At 70.6% G+C, this 19,843-nt stretch carries 20 protein-coding genes and 1 pseudogene; 2 read left to right on the top strand and 19 right to left on the bottom strand.

All coding sequences use genetic code 11. The features are described from left to right. Nucleotides 1–4 precede the first annotated feature (4 nt). Nucleotides 5–994: an aspartate carbamoyltransferase catalytic subunit gene (locus tag ACLZOT_RS14795; RefSeq protein WP_416969319.1), complete on the bottom strand. Its 990-nt coding sequence runs from the start codon at nucleotides 992–994 to the stop codon at nucleotides 5–7. 85 nt (nucleotides 995–1,079) lie between these two features. Beyond that, nucleotides 1,080–1,637, bottom strand: coding sequence for a bifunctional pyr operon transcriptional regulator/uracil phosphoribosyltransferase PyrR (gene pyrR / locus ACLZOT_RS14790; protein WP_416969318.1), 558 nt, complete (start codon nucleotides 1,635–1,637; stop codon nucleotides 1,080–1,082). A 252-nt stretch (nucleotides 1,638–1,889) separates the two neighbouring features. Here pyrR and bldD point away from each other — a divergent pair, with 252 nt between their 5' ends. Then, complete coding sequence (gene bldD / locus ACLZOT_RS14785; RefSeq protein ID WP_010357917.1) at nucleotides 1,890–2,390, top strand: transcriptional regulator BldD; 501 nt, start codon at nucleotides 1,890–1,892, stop codon at nucleotides 2,388–2,390. Between the two features lie 231 nt (nucleotides 2,391–2,621). Here the strand turns inward: bldD and nusB are convergent, their stop codons facing one another. The 17 genes from nusB to ACLZOT_RS14700 form a co-directional block, all read right to left on the bottom strand. Next, complete coding sequence (gene nusB, locus ACLZOT_RS14780) at nucleotides 2,622–3,047, bottom strand: transcription antitermination factor NusB (RefSeq protein ID WP_416969317.1); 426 nt, start codon at nucleotides 3,045–3,047, stop codon at nucleotides 2,622–2,624. 2 nt (nucleotides 3,048–3,049) lie between these two features. Further along, nucleotides 3,050–3,616 carry an elongation factor P gene (gene efp / locus ACLZOT_RS14775; RefSeq protein ID WP_416969316.1) on the bottom strand — a complete coding sequence of 189 codons (567 nt, stop codon included), beginning with the start codon at nucleotides 3,614–3,616 and terminating at the stop codon, nucleotides 3,050–3,052. Nucleotides 3,617–3,662: 46 nt separating this feature from the next. Further along, entirely contained in the window at nucleotides 3,663–4,754 is a 1,092-nt protein-coding gene (locus ACLZOT_RS14770; RefSeq protein WP_416969315.1) for an aminopeptidase P family protein, read from the bottom strand. A 97-nt stretch (nucleotides 4,755–4,851) separates the two neighbouring features. Beyond that, entirely contained in the window at nucleotides 4,852–5,808 is a 957-nt protein-coding gene (locus ACLZOT_RS14765; protein WP_416969314.1) for an AAA family ATPase, read from the bottom strand. Nucleotides 5,809–5,979: 171 nt separating this feature from the next. After that, nucleotides 5,980–7,056: a 3-dehydroquinate synthase gene (aroB, locus tag ACLZOT_RS14760; protein WP_416969313.1), complete on the bottom strand. Its 1,077-nt coding sequence runs from the start codon at nucleotides 7,054–7,056 to the stop codon at nucleotides 5,980–5,982. After that, entirely contained in the window at nucleotides 7,053–7,568 is a 516-nt protein-coding gene (locus ACLZOT_RS14755; protein ID WP_416969312.1) for a shikimate kinase, read from the bottom strand. The genes aroB and ACLZOT_RS14755 overlap by 4 nt, the downstream gene beginning before the upstream one ends. After that, on the bottom strand, nucleotides 7,565–8,749 hold the full coding sequence (gene aroC / locus ACLZOT_RS14750; RefSeq protein WP_416969311.1) for a chorismate synthase: 1,185 nt from the start codon (nucleotides 8,747–8,749) through the stop codon (nucleotides 7,565–7,567). Before aroC ends, ACLZOT_RS14755 begins: the two co-directional genes overlap by 4 nt. A 177-nt stretch (nucleotides 8,750–8,926) precedes the next feature. Next, on the bottom strand, nucleotides 8,927–9,250 hold the full coding sequence (locus ACLZOT_RS14745) for a hypothetical protein (protein WP_416969310.1): 324 nt from the start codon (nucleotides 9,248–9,250) through the stop codon (nucleotides 8,927–8,929). A 54-nt stretch (nucleotides 9,251–9,304) separates the two neighbouring features. Then, entirely contained in the window at nucleotides 9,305–10,144 is an 840-nt protein-coding gene (locus ACLZOT_RS14740; RefSeq protein ID WP_416969309.1) for a shikimate dehydrogenase, read from the bottom strand. Between the two features lie 14 nt (nucleotides 10,145–10,158). Beyond that, nucleotides 10,159–11,868 carry an endolytic transglycosylase MltG gene (gene mltG, locus ACLZOT_RS14735; RefSeq protein ID WP_416969308.1) on the bottom strand — a complete coding sequence of 570 codons (1,710 nt, stop codon included), beginning with the start codon at nucleotides 11,866–11,868 and terminating at the stop codon, nucleotides 10,159–10,161. Nucleotides 11,869–12,001: 133 nt separating this feature from the next. After that, nucleotides 12,002–12,454: a Holliday junction resolvase RuvX gene (ruvX, locus tag ACLZOT_RS14730; RefSeq protein WP_416969307.1), complete on the bottom strand. Its 453-nt coding sequence runs from the start codon at nucleotides 12,452–12,454 to the stop codon at nucleotides 12,002–12,004. Next, entirely contained in the window at nucleotides 12,454–15,126 is a 2,673-nt protein-coding gene (gene alaS / locus ACLZOT_RS14725; protein ID WP_416969306.1) for an alanine--tRNA ligase, read from the bottom strand. Before alaS ends, ruvX begins: the two co-directional genes overlap by 1 nt. After that, nucleotides 15,126–15,455, bottom strand: coding sequence for a hypothetical protein (locus tag ACLZOT_RS14720; protein WP_416969305.1), 330 nt, complete (start codon nucleotides 15,453–15,455; stop codon nucleotides 15,126–15,128). The genes alaS and ACLZOT_RS14720 overlap by 1 nt, the downstream gene beginning before the upstream one ends. A gap of 8 nt (nucleotides 15,456–15,463) precedes the next feature. Next, nucleotides 15,464–15,889 (bottom strand): DUF948 domain-containing protein, encoded by a 426-nt coding sequence (locus tag ACLZOT_RS14715; RefSeq protein WP_416969304.1) that lies wholly within the window; start codon nucleotides 15,887–15,889, stop codon nucleotides 15,464–15,466. A gap of 127 nt (nucleotides 15,890–16,016) precedes the next feature. Then, nucleotides 16,017–16,631: a 30S ribosomal protein S4 gene (gene rpsD / locus ACLZOT_RS14710; RefSeq protein WP_355882110.1), complete on the bottom strand. Its 615-nt coding sequence runs from the start codon at nucleotides 16,629–16,631 to the stop codon at nucleotides 16,017–16,019. 227 nt (nucleotides 16,632–16,858) lie between these two features. After that, nucleotides 16,859–18,214: a replication-associated recombination protein A gene (locus ACLZOT_RS14705; protein ID WP_416969303.1), complete on the bottom strand. Its 1,356-nt coding sequence runs from the start codon at nucleotides 18,212–18,214 to the stop codon at nucleotides 16,859–16,861. Nucleotides 18,215–18,257: 43 nt separating this feature from the next. Beyond that, the gene (locus ACLZOT_RS14700) at nucleotides 18,258–18,917 is read right to left on the bottom strand and encodes a vitamin K epoxide reductase family protein (protein ID WP_416969302.1); all 660 of its coding nucleotides are present in this window, start codon (nucleotides 18,915–18,917) and stop codon (nucleotides 18,258–18,260) included. A 245-nt stretch (nucleotides 18,918–19,162) separates the two neighbouring features. Here ACLZOT_RS14700 and ACLZOT_RS14695 point away from each other — a divergent pair. Beyond that, a pseudogene (locus ACLZOT_RS14695) lies at nucleotides 19,163–19,492 on the top strand (ATP-binding cassette domain-containing protein); the annotation flags it as partial. Nucleotides 19,493–19,843 lie beyond the last annotated feature (351 nt).

Genomic DNA, 19,843 nt, shown 5'->3' with positions numbered 1-19,843 from the left:
GGTCTTACTTCTCCTCGGAACCGGTGGCGGGGCGGGTGTGCGTGACGGCGGGTTCGTTGCCGCCCAGGAGCAGGTACAGGACGGCCATCCGGATCGACACGCCGTTGGCGACCTGCTCGACGACCGTGCAGCGCGGGGAGTCGGCGACCTCGGCGGTGATCTCCATGCCGCGGACCATCGGGCCGGGGTGCATCACGATCGCGTGCTCCGGCATCCGCGCCATCCGCTCGCCGTCGAGGCCGTAGCGGCGCGAGTACTCCCGCTCGGTCGGGAAGAACGCGGCGTTCATCCGCTCCCGCTGGACGCGCAGCATCATCACCGCGTCCGACTTGGGCAGCACCGCGTCGAGGTCGTACGACACGTCGCAGGGCCAGCTCTCCACGCCGACCGGCACCAGGGTGGGCGGGGCGACGAGGGTGACGTGGGCGCCGAGCGTGTGCAGGAGGTCCACGTTGGAGCGGGCGACCCGGCTGTGCAGGACGTCACCGACGAGGGTGATCCGCTTCCCGCTCAGGTCCTGGCCGAGCCCGGCGTCGCGGCCGATGAGCCGGCGGCGCATCGTGAACGCGTCCAGCAGGGCCTGGGTGGGGTGCTGGTGGGTGCCGTCACCGGCGTTGATGACGGCCGCGTCGATCCACCCGGAGGTGGCGAGGCGGTACGGGGCTCCGGAGGCGCCGTGCCGGATGACGACGGCGTCGACGCCCATCGCCTCCAGGGTCTGCGCGGTGTCCTTCAGGGACTCGCCCTTGGAGACCGAGGAGCCCTTGGCGGTGAAGTTGATGACGTCGGCCGAAAGACGTTTCTCGGCGGCCTCGAAGGAGATGCGCGTACGCGTGGAGTCCTCGAAGAAGAGGTTCACGACCGTGCGCCCGCGCAGGGTGGGCAGTTTCTTGATGGGCCGGTCGGCGACCCGGGCCATCTCCTCGGCGGTGTCGAGGATCAGGACGGCGTCGTCGCGGGTGAGGTCGGCGGCCGAGATGAGATGACGCTGCATCTGTCAGGCTCCGTAAGCAGGTTTAATTCGGGAGATTCCGGGCAGGCGCGCGCACGCCAAGAACCGGCGTGACGTAAGCGGCCTGCTACTGGTCCGGCTTCGCGCCGAGCAGCACGGTGTCGCGACCGTCCTCCTCGGCGAGCTGGACCTTGACCGTCTCCCGCAGCGACGTGGGGAGGTTCTTGCCGACGTAGTCGGCGCGGATGGGCAGTTCCCGGTGGCCCCGGTCGACGAGGACCGCGAGCTGCACCGCGCGCGGGCGCCCGATGTCGTTCAGGGCGTCGAGGGCGGCGCGGATCGTGCGGCCGGAGAAGAGCACGTCGTCGACGAGGACCACGAGGCGGCCGTCGATGCCGTCACCGGGGATCTCCGTGCGGGCGAGCGCGCGCGGGGGGTGCATGCGCAGGTCGTCGCGGTACATCGTGATGTCCAGCGAGCCGACCGGGATCGGGCGCTCGGTGATCTCCTGGAGTTTCTCGGCGAGGCGCCGGGCGAGGAAGACGCCGCGGGTCGGGATGCCGAGGAGCACCACGTCGTCGGCGCCCTTGGCGCGTTCGACGATCTCGTGGGCGATGCGGGTCAGTACCCGCGCGATGTCGGGGCCCTCAAGAACGGGCCGCGCATCGGACGATCGGATGTCCATGAAAAAGGGACCTCCTTCTCCGCCTCACGGGACGGACCTTAAAGGACGTCGGGTTTGCGCCATCAACCGTAGCAGGCCGCCGGGACGCCCCTGATCACCCCCCTGGAGTAATCGGCCATCGATACCACGGAAGGGTCGGTGTGGACCATTCGGCTTGACGCAGGAGAATCACGCTGCGTAACCTCACAATGAGTTACCAGCCGCGCGGCTCGGCAACACAGCCGTCCGCGTCGACACAGCGCCGGGAGCTATATGTCCAGCGAATACGCCAAACAGCTCGGGGCCAAGCTCCGCGCGATCCGCACCCAGCAGGGCCTTTCCCTCCACGGTGTCGAGGAGAAGTCCCAGGGCCGTTGGAAGGCGGTCGTCGTCGGGTCGTACGAGCGCGGGGACCGCGCCGTCACCGTGCAGCGCCTCGCCGAGCTGGCGGACTTCTACGGCGTCCCGGTGCAGGAGCTGCTGCCGGGCACCACCCCGGGCGGCGCCGCCGAGCCGCCGCCGAAGCTGGTCCTGGACCTGGAGCGCCTCGCCCACGTCCCGGTCGAGAAGGCGGGCCCCCTGCAGCGCTACGCGGCGACGATCCAGTCGCAGCGCGGCGACTACAACGGCAAGGTCCTCTCGATCCGCCAGGACGACCTGCGCACCCTCGCGGTCATCTACGACCAGTCCCCCTCGGTCCTCACCGAGCAGCTGATCAGCTGGGGCGTCCTCGACGCGGACGCGCGCCGCGCGGTCACCCACGAGGAAGGCTGAGCAGGCCACAACGCTTGCCACGCCTGAGCAGAAACGTGCCGCCGGGTTGGCCAGAACCGAGTGATTCGGTTCCAGCCACCTGGCGGCACGTTTTTTGTGAAGCGGCGGCGCCGGGAGACGCAGGGCTCCTCGCAAGGGCCTTTTGCTTTTAGGGGCGCGGGGAACTGCGCGACAAGCCACGACGCACCCGCAGCCGCCCACGCACAGCCCCCACCACCCCTAGCGGCGTTCTTATCGGCGCAAGGACCCCTTCAGCTCCTTGAACCGCCCCAGAAGCCCGTTCACGAACGCCGGAGACTCATCGGTCGAGAACTCCTTGGCCAGCTGAACCATCTCGTCCAGCACGACCGCGTCCGGCGTCTCATCGACCCAGATCAGTTCGTACGCCCCAAGACGCAGAATGTTCCGGTCCACGACCGGCATCCGGTCGAGCGTCCACCCGACCGAGTACTGGGAGATCAGCGAGTCGATCCGGGCGGCATGCTCCGCATACCCCTCGACCAACTGCATCGTGTACTCGCTGACCGGCGGCTGCCGGTCGTCGGACCGGGACAGCCGCACCCAGTCCGCGAGCACCGTCAGGACATCGGCACCGCGCTGATCCCCCTCGAAGAGGATCTGGAAGGCACGCTTGCGAGCCGTGTTGCGAGCAGCCACGGTTAGCTGTTCACCCGGCCGAGGTAGTCGCTCGTACGGGTGTCGACCTTGATCTTCTCGCCGGTGGTGATGAAGAGCGGCACCTGGATCTGGTGGCCGGTCTCCAGCGTCGCCGGCTTCGTGCCCCCGGTGGAGCGGTCGCCCTGGAGGCCCGGCTCGGTCTCGGCGACGGTCAGCTCGACGGCGGCCGGCAGCTCGACGAAGAGCACCTCGCCCTCGTGGCGCGCGACGGTCGCCTCGAAGCCCTCGACGAGGAAGTTCGCGGCGTCACCGACGGCCTTGCGGTCGACCATCAGCTGGTCGTAGGTCTCCATGTCCATGAAGACGAAGTACTCGCCGTCCATGTACGAGAACTGCATGTCGCTCTTGTCGACAGTGGCCGTCTCGACCTTGACACCGGCGTTGAAGGTCTTGTCGACCACCTTGCCGGAGAGCACGTTCTTCAGCTTGGTGCGCACGAAGGCCGGGCCCTTGCCAGGCTTGACGTGCTGGAACTCGACGACGGACCACAGCTGGCCGCCGTCGAGCTTGAGCACCAGGCCGTTCTTGAGGTCGTTCGTGGAAGCCACGGTTGCGGAATCTCCTGGACTGACGTGGACGACCCCGGGGCAAGCGCTACAGCGCGAGCAGCTCCTTGGTCGTGATGGTGAGTAGCTCGGGTCCGCCGTCCGCCTCGGGGCGCACGACGAGCGTGTCATCGATCCGGACGCCGCCCCGGCCCGGGAGGTGAACCCCGGGTTCGACGGTGACCGGCACGCAAGCGTCCAGTTTACCCATGGCCGCGGGGGCGAGCTGCGGGTCCTCTTCGATTTGCAGTCCGACACCGTGTCCCATGAGCCTCGGCAGCCCCTCGGACCACCCCGCGGCCTCCAGTGCCTGGCGTGCCGCGCGGTCCACGTCGCGGTACTCGGCGCCGGGTGCGAGGGCCTCCCGGCCGGCCCGCTGAGCGGCGAAGACGGCGTCGTACAGCTCGATCTGCCAGTCCTCGGGGGCCGTGCCGATGACGAAGGTGCGGCCGATCTCGCAGCGGTAGCCGCGGTACGCCGCGCCCAGGCAGACGGAGAGGAAGTCGCCCTCCTCCACGCGCCGGTCGGTGGGCCGGTGGCCGCGCAGACCGGCGTGCGGGCCGGTGGCGACGGACGTCGGGAAGGCGGGGCCGTCGGCGCCGTGGTCGACCAGGCGGCGCTCCAGCTCCAGGGCGAGGTGGCGTTCGGTGCGGCCGACGAGGATCGACTCCAGGAGTTCGCCGAGGGCCTGGTCGGCGATCTCGGCGGCGACGCGCAGGCAGGTGATCTCGTCCTCGTCCTTGACGATCCTGAGCTGCTCGACGGTGCCCGCGAGGTCGGCGAGGAGGAGGTGGGGGGCGACGGAGTGGATCGCGCGGTGCCGGGCGACCGTGAGGTGGTGCTCCTCGACGGCGAGGGTGTCGATGCCCTCGGCGGTGAGGAGGTCGGCGGCGGCGACCGCCGGGTCCCCGCCCTCGCCGGGCAGGACGTGGACGCGCAGGCTGTCGTCGGGCCGGTCGTCCGGGGGGTGGGGGCACAGGAGGACGTCCTCGGCCGTGCCGACGAGGAGGACGGCGTCCTGGGGGGCGGCGCCGGAGAGGTATCTCACGTTGGCCGGGCGGGTGACGAGCGCGGTGGCGCTGCCCGCCGCGGCGCACCGGTCCCTGAGGCGGGCCCGGCGGGTTGCGTACGCGTCTGACATGAGTCGAGCGTAGGAGTTCGTACCGGAATGTGCCGTTTTTAGAAGTGCCGTTCGGGGGACCACAGGGGGCTCCAGACCGTCGGTAGTCCCTGTCCGACTACCACTTCGGTGGGCTGGCAATCGCGGTCGCGAGCACCTCGTCCAGAACCCTCGCCGTCGACTCGACGTCCAGTTGCGAGTTGTCGATGATCGGCAGGCCCGAGCCGTACCACCCGGCCATCCGGCCGTGGATGCGCGCGACCTCCTCGTCCGTGAGGCGGCGGTTGCCCGAGCGTTCCGCGTTGCGCTCCAGGACGACTTCCAGGCCGGGCAGGAGGACGACCGGGAGCAGGCCGGGGCCCACGTGCCGTTTCCAGCCACCGAGGCCGACCGCCGGGCGGTCGGGGAAGATCGCGTCGTCGAGGATGCAGGAGATGCCGTTGGCGAGGAAGTTGCGGGCGGCGAAGCCGCAGGTGCGGCGAGCCAGGCGGTACTGGGCCTCGGAGTTGTCGTTCCAGCCGCGCTGCGGGTCGGCGAAGCCGGAGCGGACCCACTCGCGGACGTCGTCGAGGCTGATGTGGGCCGTGGGGACGCGGCGGTGGTCGGCCCAGTACTTGGCGACGCTGGTCTTGCCGGCGCCCGCGGGCCCGATGAGCAGCACCGCGAGCATCGTGGTCGCCGGGTCGGGGGCGGCCGGCGCCGGGGCGGCGAAGGGTTCACCGGACGGCAGCGGGACATGCCCGGTGACGTCACCGGGGGCCTGCCGGGGCGGCGGGGAGTACGGGGGCACCGGGGGCTGCTGGACGGGCGGGACCGGGGGCCGGGGGGCCGGCGGATGGGGCGCGGGGACATGGGGTCCCGGGGCATGCGGAGCCGGCTGATGGACGGCCGGCGGGGCCGGGGGCACCGGCGGGACCTGCGGCTGCGGGACCTGCGGCGGAGTGAAGCCCAGCGCGGGCTGCGCCCGCGGATGGGAAGGGTGCGGTCCCGAATGCTGTGCGGCCGGCGCCCCGCCGACCGGACCGTGCCCCCACTGGTGGGGCGGCGGCAGCGGAGAACCCACTGCGTGCTGCATCCGGTGCCACTCCGTCTCGTTCTGTGCGGGCTCGGTCCGCCTCCGGGTCGCGAAGGCGCTCGCGCCCCCGCTCCGAACGGTACCGCCCCCGGCCGTCCTTTGGTGAACGACCGGGGGCGGTCTGAAGTGCCCGTTGTGGAAGGCGGATCGCGCGAAGGTGATCTCCGGCTCCTACTGCCCCACTTCGCCGTACGCCGCGAGCAGTACCGCCGGGTCGGGGCCCTCCATGACGGTCGGCTTGCCCAGCCCGTCCAGGACGATGAACCGCAGCAGGTCCCCGCGCGACTTCTTGTCGACCTTCATCGTCTCCAGCAGCTTGGGCCACTGGTCGTAGCGGTAGTGCAGCGGCAGCCCGACCGACTCAAGGACCGTCCGGTGCCGGTCGGCGGTAGCGTCGTCCAGCCGCCCGGCGAGCCGCCCGAGCTCGGCCGCGAAGTGCATGCCTACGGATACGGCGGCGCCGTGCCGCCACTTGTAGCGCTCGTTCTTCTCGATGGCGTGCGCGAGGGTGTGGCCGTAGTTGAGGATCTCCCGCAGCCCCGCCTCCTTGAGGTCGGACGACACGACGTCCGCCTTCACGCGGATCGACCGCTCGATCAGCTCGGCGGTGTGCGGCCCGGCCGGTGTGCGCGCCGCCTCGGGGTCGGCCTCGATGAGGTCGAGGATCGCCGGGTCCGCGATGAACCCGGCCTTGATGATCTCCGCGAGCCCCGACACGTAGTCGTTGACCGGCAGCGACTCCAGCGCGGCGAGGTCGCACAGCACCCCGGCCGGCGGATGGAACGCCCCCACCAGGTTCTTGCCCTCGGCGGTGTTGATCCCGGTCTTCCCGCCGACGGCCGCATCGACCATGGCCAGCACGGTCGTCGGTACGGCGATCCAGCGCACCCCGCGCAGCCAGGTCGCGGCGACGAACCCGGCGAGGTCGGTCGTCGCCCCGCCGCCGACGCCCACGATGACGTCGGTGCGCGTGAACCCGGACTGCCCGAGCGCCTTCCAGCAGTAGGCGGCGACCTCTGCGGTCTTGGCCTCCTCGGCGTTGGGCACCTGGATGGCGACGGCCTCGTACCCCTGCTCGGCGAGGTCGGCGCGCAGCGCGTCCCCGGTCTCGGCGAGCGCCTCGGGGTGGACGACCGCGACCCGCTTGGCCTTCGTCCCGATCAGCCCGGCGAGTTCGCCGAGCAGCTGCCGGCCCACCAGCACCTCGTACGGCGTGTCGCCGCCGACGTGGATCCGCGTCGTCGTCATACGTCCTTCAACTCCAGTGCGTCCAGGGCGGCTTGGGCGACCTCTTCCGGGGTCCGATCATCCGTCGCGACGACGGCCGTGGCGACCCCCTCGTACAGATGACGGCGAGCCTCCATCAACTCGCGCCACTGCTTGCGCGGGTTGACGGCGAGGAGGGGCCGGGCGGCGTTGAGGCCGGTTCGGCGGGCGGCCTCCTCGACGTCCATGGAGAGGTAGACGACCCGGCGTCCGGTGAGCAGTTCGCGGGTGCCGGCGTCGAGGATGGAGCCGCCGCCGAGCGCGAGGACTCCGTCGTGCCCGGCGAGGGCGGCCTCGACGGCGACCTTCTCGATCGCGCGGAAGGCGGGCTCGCCCTCCTCGACGAAGATGTCGGCGATGGTGCGGCCCTGTCCGGTGACGATGTCGTCGTCGGTGTCCCGGTAGGGCACGCCGAGGCGCTCGGCGAGAAGCTGCCCGACGGTGGACTTGCCGACGCCCATCGGCCCGACCAGCACGACCAGCGGTCCGCTCATCGGATCGTCAGGCTGTCGAGGTACGAGCGGACGTTGCGGCGCGTCTCGACGACGTTGTCCCCGCCGAACTTCTCCGCGACCGCGTCCGCGAGGACGAGCGCGACCATCGCCTCGGCGACGATCCCGGCGGCCGGCACGGCGGACACGTCGGAGCGCTGGTGGTGGGCCTGCGCGGCCTCCCCGGTCGCGACGTCCACGGTCTGGAGCGCGCGCGGCACGGTCGCGATCGGCTTCATGGCCGCGCGCACGCGCAGGACCTCGCCGGTCGTGAGGCCGCCCTCGGTGCCGCCGGAGCGCCCGGAGGTGCGGCGCAGCCCCTCGTCGGTGCTCACGATCTCGTCGTGCGCCTTCGAGCCCGGCACCCGCGCCAGCTCGAAGCCGTCGCCGACCTCGACGCCCTTGATGGCCTGGATGCCCATCAGCGCGGCGGCGAGCCGCGCGTCGAGGCGCCGGTCCCAGTGCACATGCGAACCGAGCCCGACCGGCACGCCGTACGCGAGCACCTCGACGACCCCGCCGAGGGTGTCGCCGTCCTTGTGGGCCTGGTCGATCTCGGCGACCATCGCCTTCGAGGCGTCCGCGTCCAGGCAGCGCACCGGGTCCGCGTCCAGCCGCTCGACGTCCCCGGGGACCGGGTAGACACCCGACGGGGCCTTCGCGGCGGCCAGTTCGACGACGTGGCTGACGATCTCGATGCCGGCCGTCTCCTTCAGGTACGACCGGGCGACCGCGCCCAGCGCCACCCGGGCGGCCGTCTCGCGGGCCGAGGCGCGCTCCAGGATCGGGCGGGCCTCGTCGAAGCCGTACTTCTGCATGCCGGCGAGGTCGGCGTGGCCCGGACGGGGGCGGGTCAGCGGGGCGTTGCGCGCGGAGTCCGCGAGCTCGGCCGGGTCGACCGGGTCGGCCGCCATGACCTTCTCCCACTTCGGCCACTCGGTGTTGCCCACCATGACCGCGACCGGCGAACCCAGGGTGAGGCCGTGGCGGACCCCGCCGAGGAAGGTGACCTCGTCCCGCTCGAACTTCATCCGAGCGCCGCGGCCATAGCCGAGCCGCCGCCGCGCCAGGTGGTCCGCGACCATCTCCGTGGTGATCGGCACGCCGGCGGGAAGGCCCTCCAGCGTGGCGACGAGTGCGGGACCGTGGGACTCCCCCGCGGTCAGCCAACGCAGCCTGCTCAACGATGCTCCTCGGTGCTCGCGCCTGGTACCGCCGGCCGCCACGCGTCCACGCGGACGGCCCGGGCGACCCCGGGTGCGCGTCCCGGCCCCGCCTCCCCGATCCTCCCACGTCCCCGGACCGAACCCGTTCCCCGGTCCACGAAGCGGACTCACCGGGAGGAACGAGACCGCGGGTGATCAGCCCTGCTCTGGCCGGTTCTGGGGCGCGTACGACCCGAGGAAGTCCGCGCCGCGGGGCCCTTCGGCCTGCGGCTGCGGGGGCGCGTAGGCGCCGAGGAAGTCCGCGCCGCGCGTCCCGTCGCCCTGCTGGAGGACGACGGGCCCCTGGGTGACGCCCGCCTGGCGCAGGGCGCGGCGCAGGAGCCACTTGCGGCGCAGCTTCAGCCCCCAGGAGACCAGGACGAGCCCGATGATCAGGCACAGCGCCGGAATCTGGATCCAGTCGGGCATGAACTGCAGGACGAACTGGAAGATCTCGCTCTTGCCGGACGCAGACGTCACGACCGTACTCCCCCCGAACCGCGCCGCACCCCCTGTGCGGCGCCCTCGGGAACCTTAGCGGGAGGCGAGCGCGTGTTCGCCCGCTTTTCGGACCGCGTCGACGGGAACGGGCCGCCGCCCGGTCATCTGCTCGACCTGGAGGACCGCCTGATGGACCAGGAGGTCCAGTCCGCTCACGACAGCGCCCCCGTACATCGACCAGCGCGCGGCGAGGTCGGTGGGCCAGGGGTCGTACAGGACGTCGAAGAGGGTCGCCGGGCGCTCGGGCACGGCGTGGGCGAGCACGTCCGTCGCCCCGGCCGGGGTCGTCGCGACGACCAGCGACGCCCGCAGGCCCTCGGCCGCGTCGGCCCAGTCCGCCGTACGGACCTCGACGTCGAGGCGCTCGCCCCACTGCCGCATCTCGGCGGCGCGGGCCTCGCTGCGGACGTAGGCGACGATCTCGCCGGTGCAGACGCGGGAGAGCGCGGCGAGGGCGGAGGAGGCGGTGGCGCCGGCGCCGAGGATCGCGGCGGAGTCGACCTGGTCGACGCCGTGTTCGCGCAGGGCCGCGACCATGCCGGGGATGTCGGTGTTGTCGCCGGTCCTGCGGCCGTCCTCGGTGAACACCAGCGTGTTGACGGCCTCGACGGAGGCAGCCGTCTCGCTGATCTCGTCCAGCAGCGGGATGACGGCCCGCTTCAGCGGCATCGTCAGCGACAGCCCCGCCCACTCCTCGCCCAGCCCGGCGACGAAGTCCGCGAGGGAGCCCTCGTCGACCTCGAAGCGGTCGTACGACCACCCCGTCAGGCCCAGCGCGTCGTAGGCGGCGCGGTGCAGCACCGGGGAGAGGGAGTGCGCGATCGGCGAACCCAGCACGGCGGCGCGGCGGGCTTCGGCGGCCCGAACTGTCATGGGACCCGTCTTTCTCAGGAGCCCTTGCGGGACTCGTTGAACTCGGCGACCAGTTCCTCGTGTTCGGCGAGGGTCTTGGTGAACCTGCTGGTCTTCCCGTCCAGCGAGATGAAGTAGTACCAGCCTTCCTCGGTCGGGTTGAGAGCACCCCGCAGTGCTTCGTCACCTGGGTTGTCGATGGGTCCTGGCGGCAGTCCCTTGACGTAGTACGTGTTGTACGGGTTGTTGAACCGCTTCAGCTCGGCGATCGTCAGGTCGATCTTGCTCTGGTTCTTGATGTAGTTGTACGTGGAGTCGAACTCCAGCGAGCCGAACGTCTGCGGGTTGCCGGGCTTGAGGCGGTTGTAGACGACCTCGGCCATCCTGCGGAAGTCGTCGTGGCTGGTGCCCTCGGCCTGCGCGAGGCTCGCGACGGTCAGGAGCTGCCAGGGCCCGTCGAGCCCGAGCTTCTCGGCCTGTTTCTCCAGCCCGAGCTGCTCGTACTTCTCGTTGGCACGGGTCACCATCTCCTTGAGGAGGGTCTCCGGCTTGTCCCCCTTGCCCAGCGCGTAGCGCGAGGGGTACAGGAACCCTTCCAGCGGGTCCTTCACGTTCGGGTGGTCCAGCGCCCAGGCGGGCAGGCCGAGGTCCTTGTACTTCGCCTTCGCGACGCCCGCGGTGGTGCCCTCGGAGAGGTCGAGGCGCTTGTCGATCTGCGCGTAGACCGCGACGTTGCGGGTGCCCTCGGCGATGATCAGGTTGTTCTGGCTCTTGGGGTCGAGCATCATCGCGACGGCCGCCTGGGCGGACATCTCCTTGTTCAGGACGTACGAACCCGCCTGGATGCTGCCCGACTTGGCGTTCTGCGTGAACGCGGACACGAACGCGTCGACGCTCTTGACGACGCCCGCCGCCTTCAGCTCCCGCCCGATCGCCGCGCCCCCCGCGCCCTTGGCGATCGTGATGGACACCGTCTCGTCCGTGCCGTTGCCCGCGTAGTCGGGGGCCGAGCCGTAACGGTCCTGGTAGAACTGCATGCCGAAGTAGGTGACACCGGCGAGGCCACCGCCGAAGACGAGGACGACGACCAGGCAGGCGGCGCCGTTGCGGCGCTTCTTCTTGCCGTTGCCCCCTTTGCCGGGCTTGCCGGGCCCGCCCCCTCGCCGCCCGCGCTCCTGCGCAGCGGTCTCGGCGACCGTGGCCTCGTCGTCGGCGTCCGGCTCCGGCAGGACGCCGCCCTCGGGCTCGGGCTCCGGGTCGGGCTCGCGGCGGCGGGCCGGGGGCTCCGGGGGCGGGTAGGCGTCGGGGGTGCCGTAGAAGTCGGGCTGCTCCGCGCCGTACGCGGCGGGCTGCTGGCCGTAGGGGTCGCCGGGGTCGGCCGCGTAGGGGACGTGCGCGTGGGTGCCGGTGCCGTCCCAGCCGCCCTGGTGGTAAGCCTGCGGCTGGGGCTGCTGGGGGTACTGCTGCTGCTCGTACTGCTGCTGGCCGTACTGGGGGTAGACCGGCTGACCGTACTCGTCGTACTGCTGCTGGTCGTACTGCGGCTGCTGGCCGTAGCCGGGCTGCTGGTTGCCGTCCGTCCAGCCGTTGTAGGCCGTCTGCGGCTGCTGCGGGTACTGCTGCTGGCCCCCGTAGGCAGGCTGGTGCCCCTGGGGCGCCTGCTGCCCTTCCCATCCGCCGTCCCCGAACAACGGGTCCTCCGGATGCCACGGTGCGGGGCCTGGGCCCCGGCCATACTCAGTCATCGATCCCCTAGAGCCGCGAGGCGGCGGTTCGCGGCTGGGGGGTCCGGCTGCGGTTCCGCCTCTTGCTGTGCGGAGGCTGTTCGAACACCTCCGCATCGCGCGGAACGTTACCGTATCGCGATCAGATGACCACTTAGACGCTGTCTCCAGGTGCTTTACCTGACACCCGTTCGGATTCAAGCGCCTGCTGAAGGATGATCACAGCGGCGGCCTGGTCGATGACGGAGCGTCCCTTCTTCGACTTCACACCCGAGGCGCGCAGCCCCTGACTGGCCGTCACGGTCGTCATCCGCTCGTCCAGCAGCCGAACCGGAATCGGGTCGACCGCCTTGGCCAGTGCCTCGGCGAAACCGCGGACCTTGACCGCCGCCGGGCCCTCGCCCCCCTTGAGGGAGCGCGGGAGCCCGACGACGATCTCGATCGGCTCGTACTCCTCGACGAGTTGCTTCAGACGGCGCTGAGCAGCGGGAACGTCCCTGCCCGGGACCGTCTCGACCGGGGTCGCGAGGATCCCGTCGGGGTCGCACGAGGCGACCCCGATCCGGGCGTCCCCGACGTCGATCGCGAGCCGGCGTCCTCGTCGCATCAGTTGGCCGTCTCCGCGACCAGCCGCTCGACGGCGTCGACGGCCTCGCCGACGGCGGCCGGGTTCTGCCCGCCGCCCTGGGCGACGTCCGGCTTGCCGCCACCGCCGCCGCCGAGGGTCTTGGCAGCCGTACGGACCAGGTCGCCCGCCTTGAGACCACGCTCACGGGCGGCCTCGTTGGTGGCGATCACCGTCAGGGGTTTGCCGTTGTTCACGGTGAACAGGGCGACGACGACGGCCCGCCCGCCCTGGATCCGCCCCCGCACGTCGAGGACCAGCTTGCGCAGGTCGTCCGGGGTCGTCCCGTCCGGGACCTGGCCGGTGACCAGGGCGATCCCGCGTACGTCCTTCGCGGAGTCGGCGAGTCCGGCGGCGGCCTGGAGGACCTTCTCCGCGCGGAACTTCTCGATCTCCTTCTCGGCGTCCTTGAGCTTGCCGAGCATCGCCGAGACCTTCTCCGGCAGCTCCTCCGGACGCCCCTTGACCAGCTCCTGGAGCTGGGCGACGACCGTGTGCTCCCGGGCCAGGAAGTTGTAGGCGTCGACGCCGACGAGGGCCTCGATACGGCGCACACCCGAGCCGATCGACGACTCGCCGAGCAGCTTGACCAGGCCGAGCTGCGAGGTGTTGTGGACGTGCGTCCCGCCGCACAGCTCCTTGGAGAAGTCCCCGATGGTGACGACGCGGACCTGCTCGCCGTACTTCTCGCCGAACTCGGCGATGGCACCCTGCCGCTTGGCCTCGGCGATCGGCAGGATCTCGGCGTGCACGTCGAGGTCGTGGGAGAGCACCTCGTTGATCTTCTGCTCGACGTCGGTCATCACGGCCGTCGGTACGGCGGACGGGGAGCCGAAGTCGAAGCGGAAGCGGCCCGGCTGATTCTCGGAACCGGCCTGGGCGGCCGTCGGGCCGAGGGCGTCGCGCAGGGCCTGGTGGGTGAGGTGGGTGGCGCTGTGGGCGCGGGCGATGGCCGTACGGCGACGGGAATCGATCGAGGCGTGGGCCTTGGCACCGACGGTCACCTCGCCGACCTGGACGACGCCCTTGTGGACGTACACCCCCGGGACCGGCTTCTGGCAGTCGCGGACCTCGATGACGGCGCCCGAGTCGACCCGGATCTTCCCGGTGTCGCCGATCTGGCCGCCGCCCTCGGCGTAGAACGGGGTGCGGTCGAGGACGATCTCGACCTCGTCGCCCTCGGTGGCGGCCGGGGAGGAGGCGCCGTCGACGAGGATGCCGACGATCGTGGTCTCGCCCTCGGTGAAGGTGTAGCCGATGAAGTCGGTCTCACCGGTCCGGTCGGCGATCTCCCGGTAGGCACCGGCGCCGGCGTGCCCGGTCTTCTTGGCCTGGGCGTCCGCCTTGGCGCGCTCCCGCTGCTCCTTCATCAGGCGCCGGAAGCCGTCCTCGTCCACGGAAAGGCCCTGCTCGGCGGCCATCTCCAGGGTGAGGTCGATCGGGAAGCCCCACGTGTCGTGCAGGAGGAACGCCTTGTCGCCGGCGAGGACCGTGCCCCCGGACGCCTTGGTCTCGGAGACGGCCGTGTCGAGGATGTTCGTGCCGCCCTTGAGGGCCTTGAGGAAGGCGTTCTCCTCGGCGACGGCGACCTTCTCGATGCGCTCGCGGTCGGTGATCAGCTCCGGGTACTGCTGGCCCATCATCCCGATGACGGTGTCGATGAGGTCCAGGACGACCGGGCCGGTGGCGCCGAGGAGGCGCATGTTGCGGATGGCGCGGCGCATGATGCGGCGCAGGACGTAGCCCCGGCCCTCGTTGCCGGGGGTGACGCCGTCGCCGATCAGCATCACCGACGTACGCATGTGGTCGGTGACCACGCGCAGGGAGACGTCCGACTCGTGGGCCTGGCCGTACTCGACGCCGGTCAGCTCGGTGGCCTTCTTGATGACGGCCATCGAGGTGTCGATCTCGTACATGTTCTGCACGCCCTGCAGGATCATCGCGAGGCGCTCCAGGCCGAGGCCCGTGTCGATGTTCTTGCTGGGGAGTTCGCCGAGGATCTCGAAGTTGTCCTTGCCGATGCCCTCGCCGCGCTCGTACTGCATGAAGACGAGGTTCCAGATCTCGACGTACCGCTCGTCGTTGACGGCCGGGCCGCCCTCGACGCCGAACTCCGGGCCGCGGTCGTAGTTGATCTCGGAACAGGGGCCGCAGGGTCCGGGGACGCCCATCGACCAGTAGTTGTCCTTCATGCCCAGGCGCTGGATGCGCTCCTTCGGCACGCCGACGACCTCGTGCCAGATGCGCTCGGCCTCGTCGTCGTCCAGGTAGACGGTGATCCACAGGCGCTCGGGGTCGAGGCCGTAACCGCCCTTGTCCTGGGAGCCGGTGAGCAACTCCCAGGCGTACGTGATGGCGCCTTCCTTGAAGTAGTCGCCGAAGGAGAAGTTGCCGCACATCTGGAAGAACGTGCCGTGCCGGGTGGTCTTGCCGACCTCCTCGATGTCCGGCGTGCGCACGCACTTCTGCACGCTGGTGGCGCGCGACCACGGCGGCTTGACCTCACCGAGGAAGTACGGCTTGAAGGGAACCATGCCGGCCGGAACGAGGAGCAGAGTCGGGTCGTCCGCGATGAGCGACGCCGAAGGCACGACGGTGTGCCCGCGCTCCTCGTAGAAGCTCAGCCAGCGGCGGCGAATCTCGGCCGACTCCATCAGTGGTCCTCATTCCGGTTGTACGTATACGTGTTGGGGTACGTCGTGTTCTCGATGGCGGTGATCCGCCGGGGTGCGGGGAGTTCGGGCGCCTGCTCGATGCCGAGCGCGTCCTCCAGCTCGGCCTCCCGCTGGGCCATGCCGTCCCGGACGTCCAGCGCGAAACCGACCGCGCGGTCCTTGAGGCGCGTGCCCGTCTCCAGCGCCTTGTTCGCCGCCGTCGCGGCGAGGCTCTCCGGGGTGAGCTGCTTCAGCTTGCGGTTGACCTTGGTGGTGGCCCAGACACCGGCTGCGACGCCGGTCGTGAACCAGAACGTACGGCGGAACATCGCTGCTCTCAGTCCCTCTTCCCACGGACGCGGCCCACGATCACGGTACGGCGGGGTGCCTTCGCCGGCACGGCGTCCTCCTTGCGGCCACCCAGTGCGCGGCGCACGCCGTACCCGAACGCGGCGACCTTCACGAGAGGTCCGCCGAACGTCGAGGCGACCGTCGTCGACAGCGCGGAGGCGTTCGAGGTGACCTCCTGGACGTCCGAGGCGATAGCGTCGACCCGGTCGATCTGCGTCTGCGCGGAGCGTACGGCCGTGGAGGCGTCCGCGAGCAGCGGTACGGCCTGGTCGGTCACGTCCGCCACCAGCTTCGTGGTCGCCCTGAGCGTCTGGGCCAGCCTCACCAGCGCGACGGCGAGGAAGGAGACCAGGATCGCCCAGAAGACGGCCACGATGATGCCGGCTACCTCGCCTCCGGACACCGTCTGCACCTACTCCCTGACGCGTAAAACTTGCCTCCCGTGAGCCTATCGCGCCCGGCGCAGCGCTCTGTACCGCATTACGGGCACGCGAAAGCCCGCCGCCCCCGAGGGGACGACGGGCCTCACCGCCGGAAAATCAGCGGGCGTAGTACTCGACGACCAGCTGCTCGTCGCAGATGACCGGAACTTCCTTGCGGTTCGGCTCGCGGTCCAGGCGGAACGCCAGGGCCTTGAGGTTGACCTGAAGGTAGCGCGGGGTCTCGCCGTCGGCGGCGAAGCCACCCTCGCGGGCCACGGTGAAGAGGGTCTTCTCGCGGCTGCGCTCGCGGACCATCACGACGTCGTCGGGACGGACACGGAACGAGGGCTTGTCGGTCTTCTGGCCGTTGACCTCGATGTGGCCGTGAACGACCATCTGACGGGCCTGGTAGATCGTGCGGGCGATGCCCGAACGCAGGACCAGGGCGTCGAGACGGCGCTCCAGCTCCACGATCAGGGCCTCACCGGTCTTGCCCTGGACCTTGGAGGCGCGCTCGTAGGCGCGGACGAGCTGACGCTCGGAGATGTCGTACTGCGCGCGCAGACGCTGCTTCTCAAGCAGACGGACCTTGTAGTCCGAGTTCTGCTTGCGGCCACGGCCGTGCTCACCCGGCGGGTAGGGGCGGGCCTCGAAGTACTTGACGGCCTTCGGGGTCAGCGCGATGCCGAGGGCACGCGACTTCTTGACCTTGGGGCGGGACTGGTTCGCCACTGTGTTTTTCTCTCCGTATGTTTTCGGCTTGTCAGCATCACGAGAGGTCGCGATCCGCAGCCGGGGAAACCCGCCTCGTTCACCTGAGTGACGGGGTGGGCAGCCGCTCCCTGGTCTGGGCACATACGTGCTTGCGCGACGCTCCTGGAGCCCTCTGAGAGGGTTCCGGCCGGTCGCCCCGCTCTGACAGCGCGGGACACGGCACTTCGGGCGAGTTTACAGGGTGCTCAAGGCCGGTTGCGACCGAGGTGCTTGCGGGTCCACTCGACGGCGTCCGCGTAACGTGCCTCCGCGCCGTGCCGGGTGGGCGTGTAGTACTCGCGGTCCTTGATCTGGTCCGGGGCGTACTGCTGCTCGGCGATGCCCTCGGGGATGTCGTGCGGGTAGACGTACCCCTGCGCGTGCCCCAGTTTGGCGGCGCCCTTGTAGTGGCCGTCGCGCAGGTGCGTCGGCACCGGTCCGGCCAGGCCCTTGCGGACGTCCTCCAGGGCGGCGCCGATCGCGGTCGTCGCGGCGTTGGACTTGGGGGCCAGGGCGAGGGCGATGGTGGCGTGGCTGAGGGTGAGGGCGGCCTCGGGGAAGCCGATCATGGCGACGGCCTGCGCGGCGGCGACGGCTATGGGGAGGGCGTTCGGGTCGGCGAGGCCGATGTCCTCGCTGGCGGAGATCATCAGGCGGCGGGCGATGAAGCGGGGGTCCTCGCCGGCCTCGATCATGCGGGCGAGGTAGTGCAGGGCGGCGTCGACGTCGGAGCCGCGGATGGACTTGATGAGGGCGCTGGCGACGTCGTAGTGCTGGTCACCGTCGCGGTCGTACGTGACGGCCGCGCGGTCGACTGTCTGTTCCAGGGTCGCGAGGGTGATCTCGGTCTCCGCCTGGTCGAGGGCGGCGCCGGCGGCGGCCTCCAGGGCGGTGAGGGCGCGGCGGGCGTCTCCGCCGGCGATGCGCAGGAGGTGGTCCTCGGTGTCCTCGGGGAGGGTGACGGCGGCTTTGAGGCCGCGCTCGTCGGTGACGGCCCTTCTGAGGAGGCCGCGCAGGTCGTCGTCCGTGAGGGGTTCGAGGGTGAGGAGGAGGGAGCGGGACAGGAGGGGGGAGATGACCGAGAAGTACGGGTTCTCGGTGGTCGCCGCGATGAGGGTGACCCAGCGGTTCTCGACGGCCGGGAGGAGGGAGTCCTGCTGGGCCTTGCTGAAGCGGTGGATCTCGTCGAGGAAGAGGACGGTCTCCTTGCCGTATCCCCCGCTGGCGCGGCGGGCGCCGTCGATGACCGCGCGGACCTCCTTGACGCCGGCGGTGATCGCCGAGAGCTCCACGAAGCGCTTGTTGGTGGCCTTGGAGACGACGTACGCGAGGGTCGTCTTTCCCGTGCCCGGCGGGCCCCAGAGGATCACCGAGGAGACGCCGGCCGGGCCGCCCGCGCCCTCGCCGACCAGGCGGCGCAGGGGGGAGCCGGGCTTCAGGAGATGCTGCTGTCCCGCGACCTCGTCGAGCGTGCGCGGACGCATTCTGACCGCCAAGGGGCTCCCCGTCGGGTCCTTCTCCTGGCGGTCTTCGGCGGCTGCGGTGAACAGATCGGGCTCCACACGGAAACCCTAAATCACGGCACTGACAATCCCGTCCGGAGCGTCAGCTGGTCCAGAAGTCCCACCAGCGGGTCAGGATCAGCATGCCGATGATCCCGATGTGCACGGCCGGCAGCACCCAGGTGAACTCGCCGAAGAAGCTCTTCAGCCAGGCCGGCCCCGGCAGGAAGCCGTTGCGGACGTTGAACGACGTCACGTACCAGAACATGATGATCGTCGCGACCCAGGCCAGCGAGCACCACAGGCACAGCGCGTTGATCCTGTACAGCGACTGGAACTGGAGCCACGTACAGAATCCGACCCCGAACAGCGTGCCGAAGTTGAAGGTCAGCCAGTACCAGCGCGGGAACCGGGCGCGGCCCAGCAGGCTCATGCCGACGGCGATGACGATGCCGTAGCAGACCAGTCCGAGCATGGGGTTCGGGAACCCGAAGGCGGCGGCCTGCTTGGACTCCATGACGCTGCCGCAGGAGACGACCGGGTTGAGACTGCACCCGGGGACGAACGTCTTCCCCTCGACCTTCGCCTCAAGCAGCTTGAACTTGTCGATGGTGATCACCCAGGCGGCGAGCAGCCCCGCCGCACCCGTGATCACCAGCATCAGCGCGAACGCCCTGCTGCCGCCCACCGCGCGAGGCGCGTCGGCGGTGGCGCGCTCCGGCTCGTGGTCCATGGAGACCTCTTTGACTGTCGTCTTGCTCATCACGCCGATCCGTCAAGTCGAGAGGGGACGTACTTCTGGCAGCGCTCATTGTGCCGCACGGCCCCCTCTGTCCACCGTTCGGTGGACATAAGCATGGACGACCGGACGTCCCCGGAGCGAGGGGTTCCGGACGAGACCGGCCGGTATGACAGCACACGGGCAAGAACACGCGGTGAGCGTCCGGCAACTGCGCAAGCGGTACGGCGACACGACCGCGCCGGACGGCGTCGACCTGGGCATTCGCCCTGGCTCTGTGTCCGGCCCTCGGTCCGAACGGTGCGGGGAAGAGCACGACGGTCGAGATCCTGCGGGGGAACCGGGAGCGGGACTCGGGTGAGGTGCGGGTCGTGGGGGCGGATCCGGCGAGGGCCACGCGCGCGTGGCGTTCACGTATCGGAATCGTCTGGCAGGACGAATCCGCGCCCGCCGAGTTGACGGTTCGTGAGACAGTACGACATTTCGCCCGCTACTACCCGCGTCCTCGTGACGCGGAGACGGTCATCGGTCTGGTGGGGCTCGCGGAGAAGGCGGACAGCCGGATCAAGGCCCTCCCGGGCGGCCGGCGGCGGCGCCTGGACGTCGCGCTCGGGGTGATCGGGGGCCCTGAGCCGCTGCTCCTGGACGAGCCGACGACCGGTTTCGACCCGGCGGCACGCGGGCGGTTCTGGGACCTGATCCGCGCACTGGCCGACGAGGGGACGACGATCCTGCTGACCACGCACTACCTGGAGGAGGCCGAGACCCTCGCCGACCGGCTCGCCGTCATCGCGCGCTGCGGGAGCGGTACGGCGCGGGCGCGACCGTCGCGCGGAGCGCACCGGCACTCCCACGCGCGTGGTGGCCGAACCGGCGTCCCGTTTCGACGGCGAGATACCCGGCCTGACGGTGACCCGGCCGACCCTGGAGGACGTCTATCTGTCCCTGAC

The sequence above is a fragment of the Streptomyces sp. 4F14 genome, assembly GCF_048159485.1.
Taxonomy (GTDB): Bacteria; Actinomycetota; Actinomycetes; order Streptomycetales; family Streptomycetaceae; genus Streptomyces.
The sequence above is the reverse complement of the archived record's forward strand: the minus strand, read 5'-3'. Positions and strand labels throughout refer to the sequence as shown.

Excerpts from the sequence above, each read along its gene's own strand:
- ACLZOT_RS14795 (WP_416969319.1), bottom strand. The coding sequence starts at position 994 with ATGCAGCGTCATCTCATCTCGGCCGCCGACCTCACCCGCGACGACGCC.
- pyrR (WP_416969318.1), bottom strand. The coding sequence starts at position 1,637 with ATGGACATCCGATCGTCCGATGCGCGGCCCGTTCTTGAGGGCCCCGAC.
- bldD (WP_010357917.1), top strand. The coding sequence starts at position 1,890 with ATGTCCAGCGAATACGCCAAACAGCTCGGGGCCAAGCTCCGCGCGATC.
- ACLZOT_RS14770 (WP_416969315.1), bottom strand. The coding sequence starts at position 4,754 with ATGTCAGACGCGTACGCAACCCGCCGGGCCCGCCTCAGGGACCGGTGC.
- ACLZOT_RS14765 (WP_416969314.1), bottom strand. The coding sequence starts at position 5,808 with ATGCAGCACGCAGTGGGTTCTCCGCTGCCGCCGCCCCACCAGTGGGGG.
- aroB (WP_416969313.1), bottom strand. The coding sequence starts at position 7,056 with ATGACGACGACGCGGATCCACGTCGGCGGCGACACGCCGTACGAGGTG.
- ACLZOT_RS14755 (WP_416969312.1), bottom strand. The coding sequence starts at position 7,568 with ATGAGCGGACCGCTGGTCGTGCTGGTCGGGCCGATGGGCGTCGGCAAG.
- ACLZOT_RS14740 (WP_416969309.1), bottom strand. The coding sequence starts at position 10,144 with ATGACAGTTCGGGCCGCCGAAGCCCGCCGCGCCGCCGTGCTGGGTTCG.
- mltG (WP_416969308.1), bottom strand. The coding sequence starts at position 11,868 with ATGACTGAGTATGGCCGGGGCCCAGGCCCCGCACCGTGGCATCCGGAG.
- ruvX (WP_416969307.1), bottom strand. The coding sequence starts at position 12,454 with ATGCGACGAGGACGCCGGCTCGCGATCGACGTCGGGGACGCCCGGATC.
- alaS (WP_416969306.1), bottom strand. The coding sequence starts at position 15,126 with ATGGAGTCGGCCGAGATTCGCCGCCGCTGGCTGAGCTTCTACGAGGAG.
- ACLZOT_RS14720 (WP_416969305.1), bottom strand. The coding sequence starts at position 15,455 with ATGTTCCGCCGTACGTTCTGGTTCACGACCGGCGTCGCAGCCGGTGTC.
- ACLZOT_RS14700 (WP_416969302.1), bottom strand. The coding sequence starts at position 18,917 with ATGAGCAAGACGACAGTCAAAGAGGTCTCCATGGACCACGAGCCGGAG.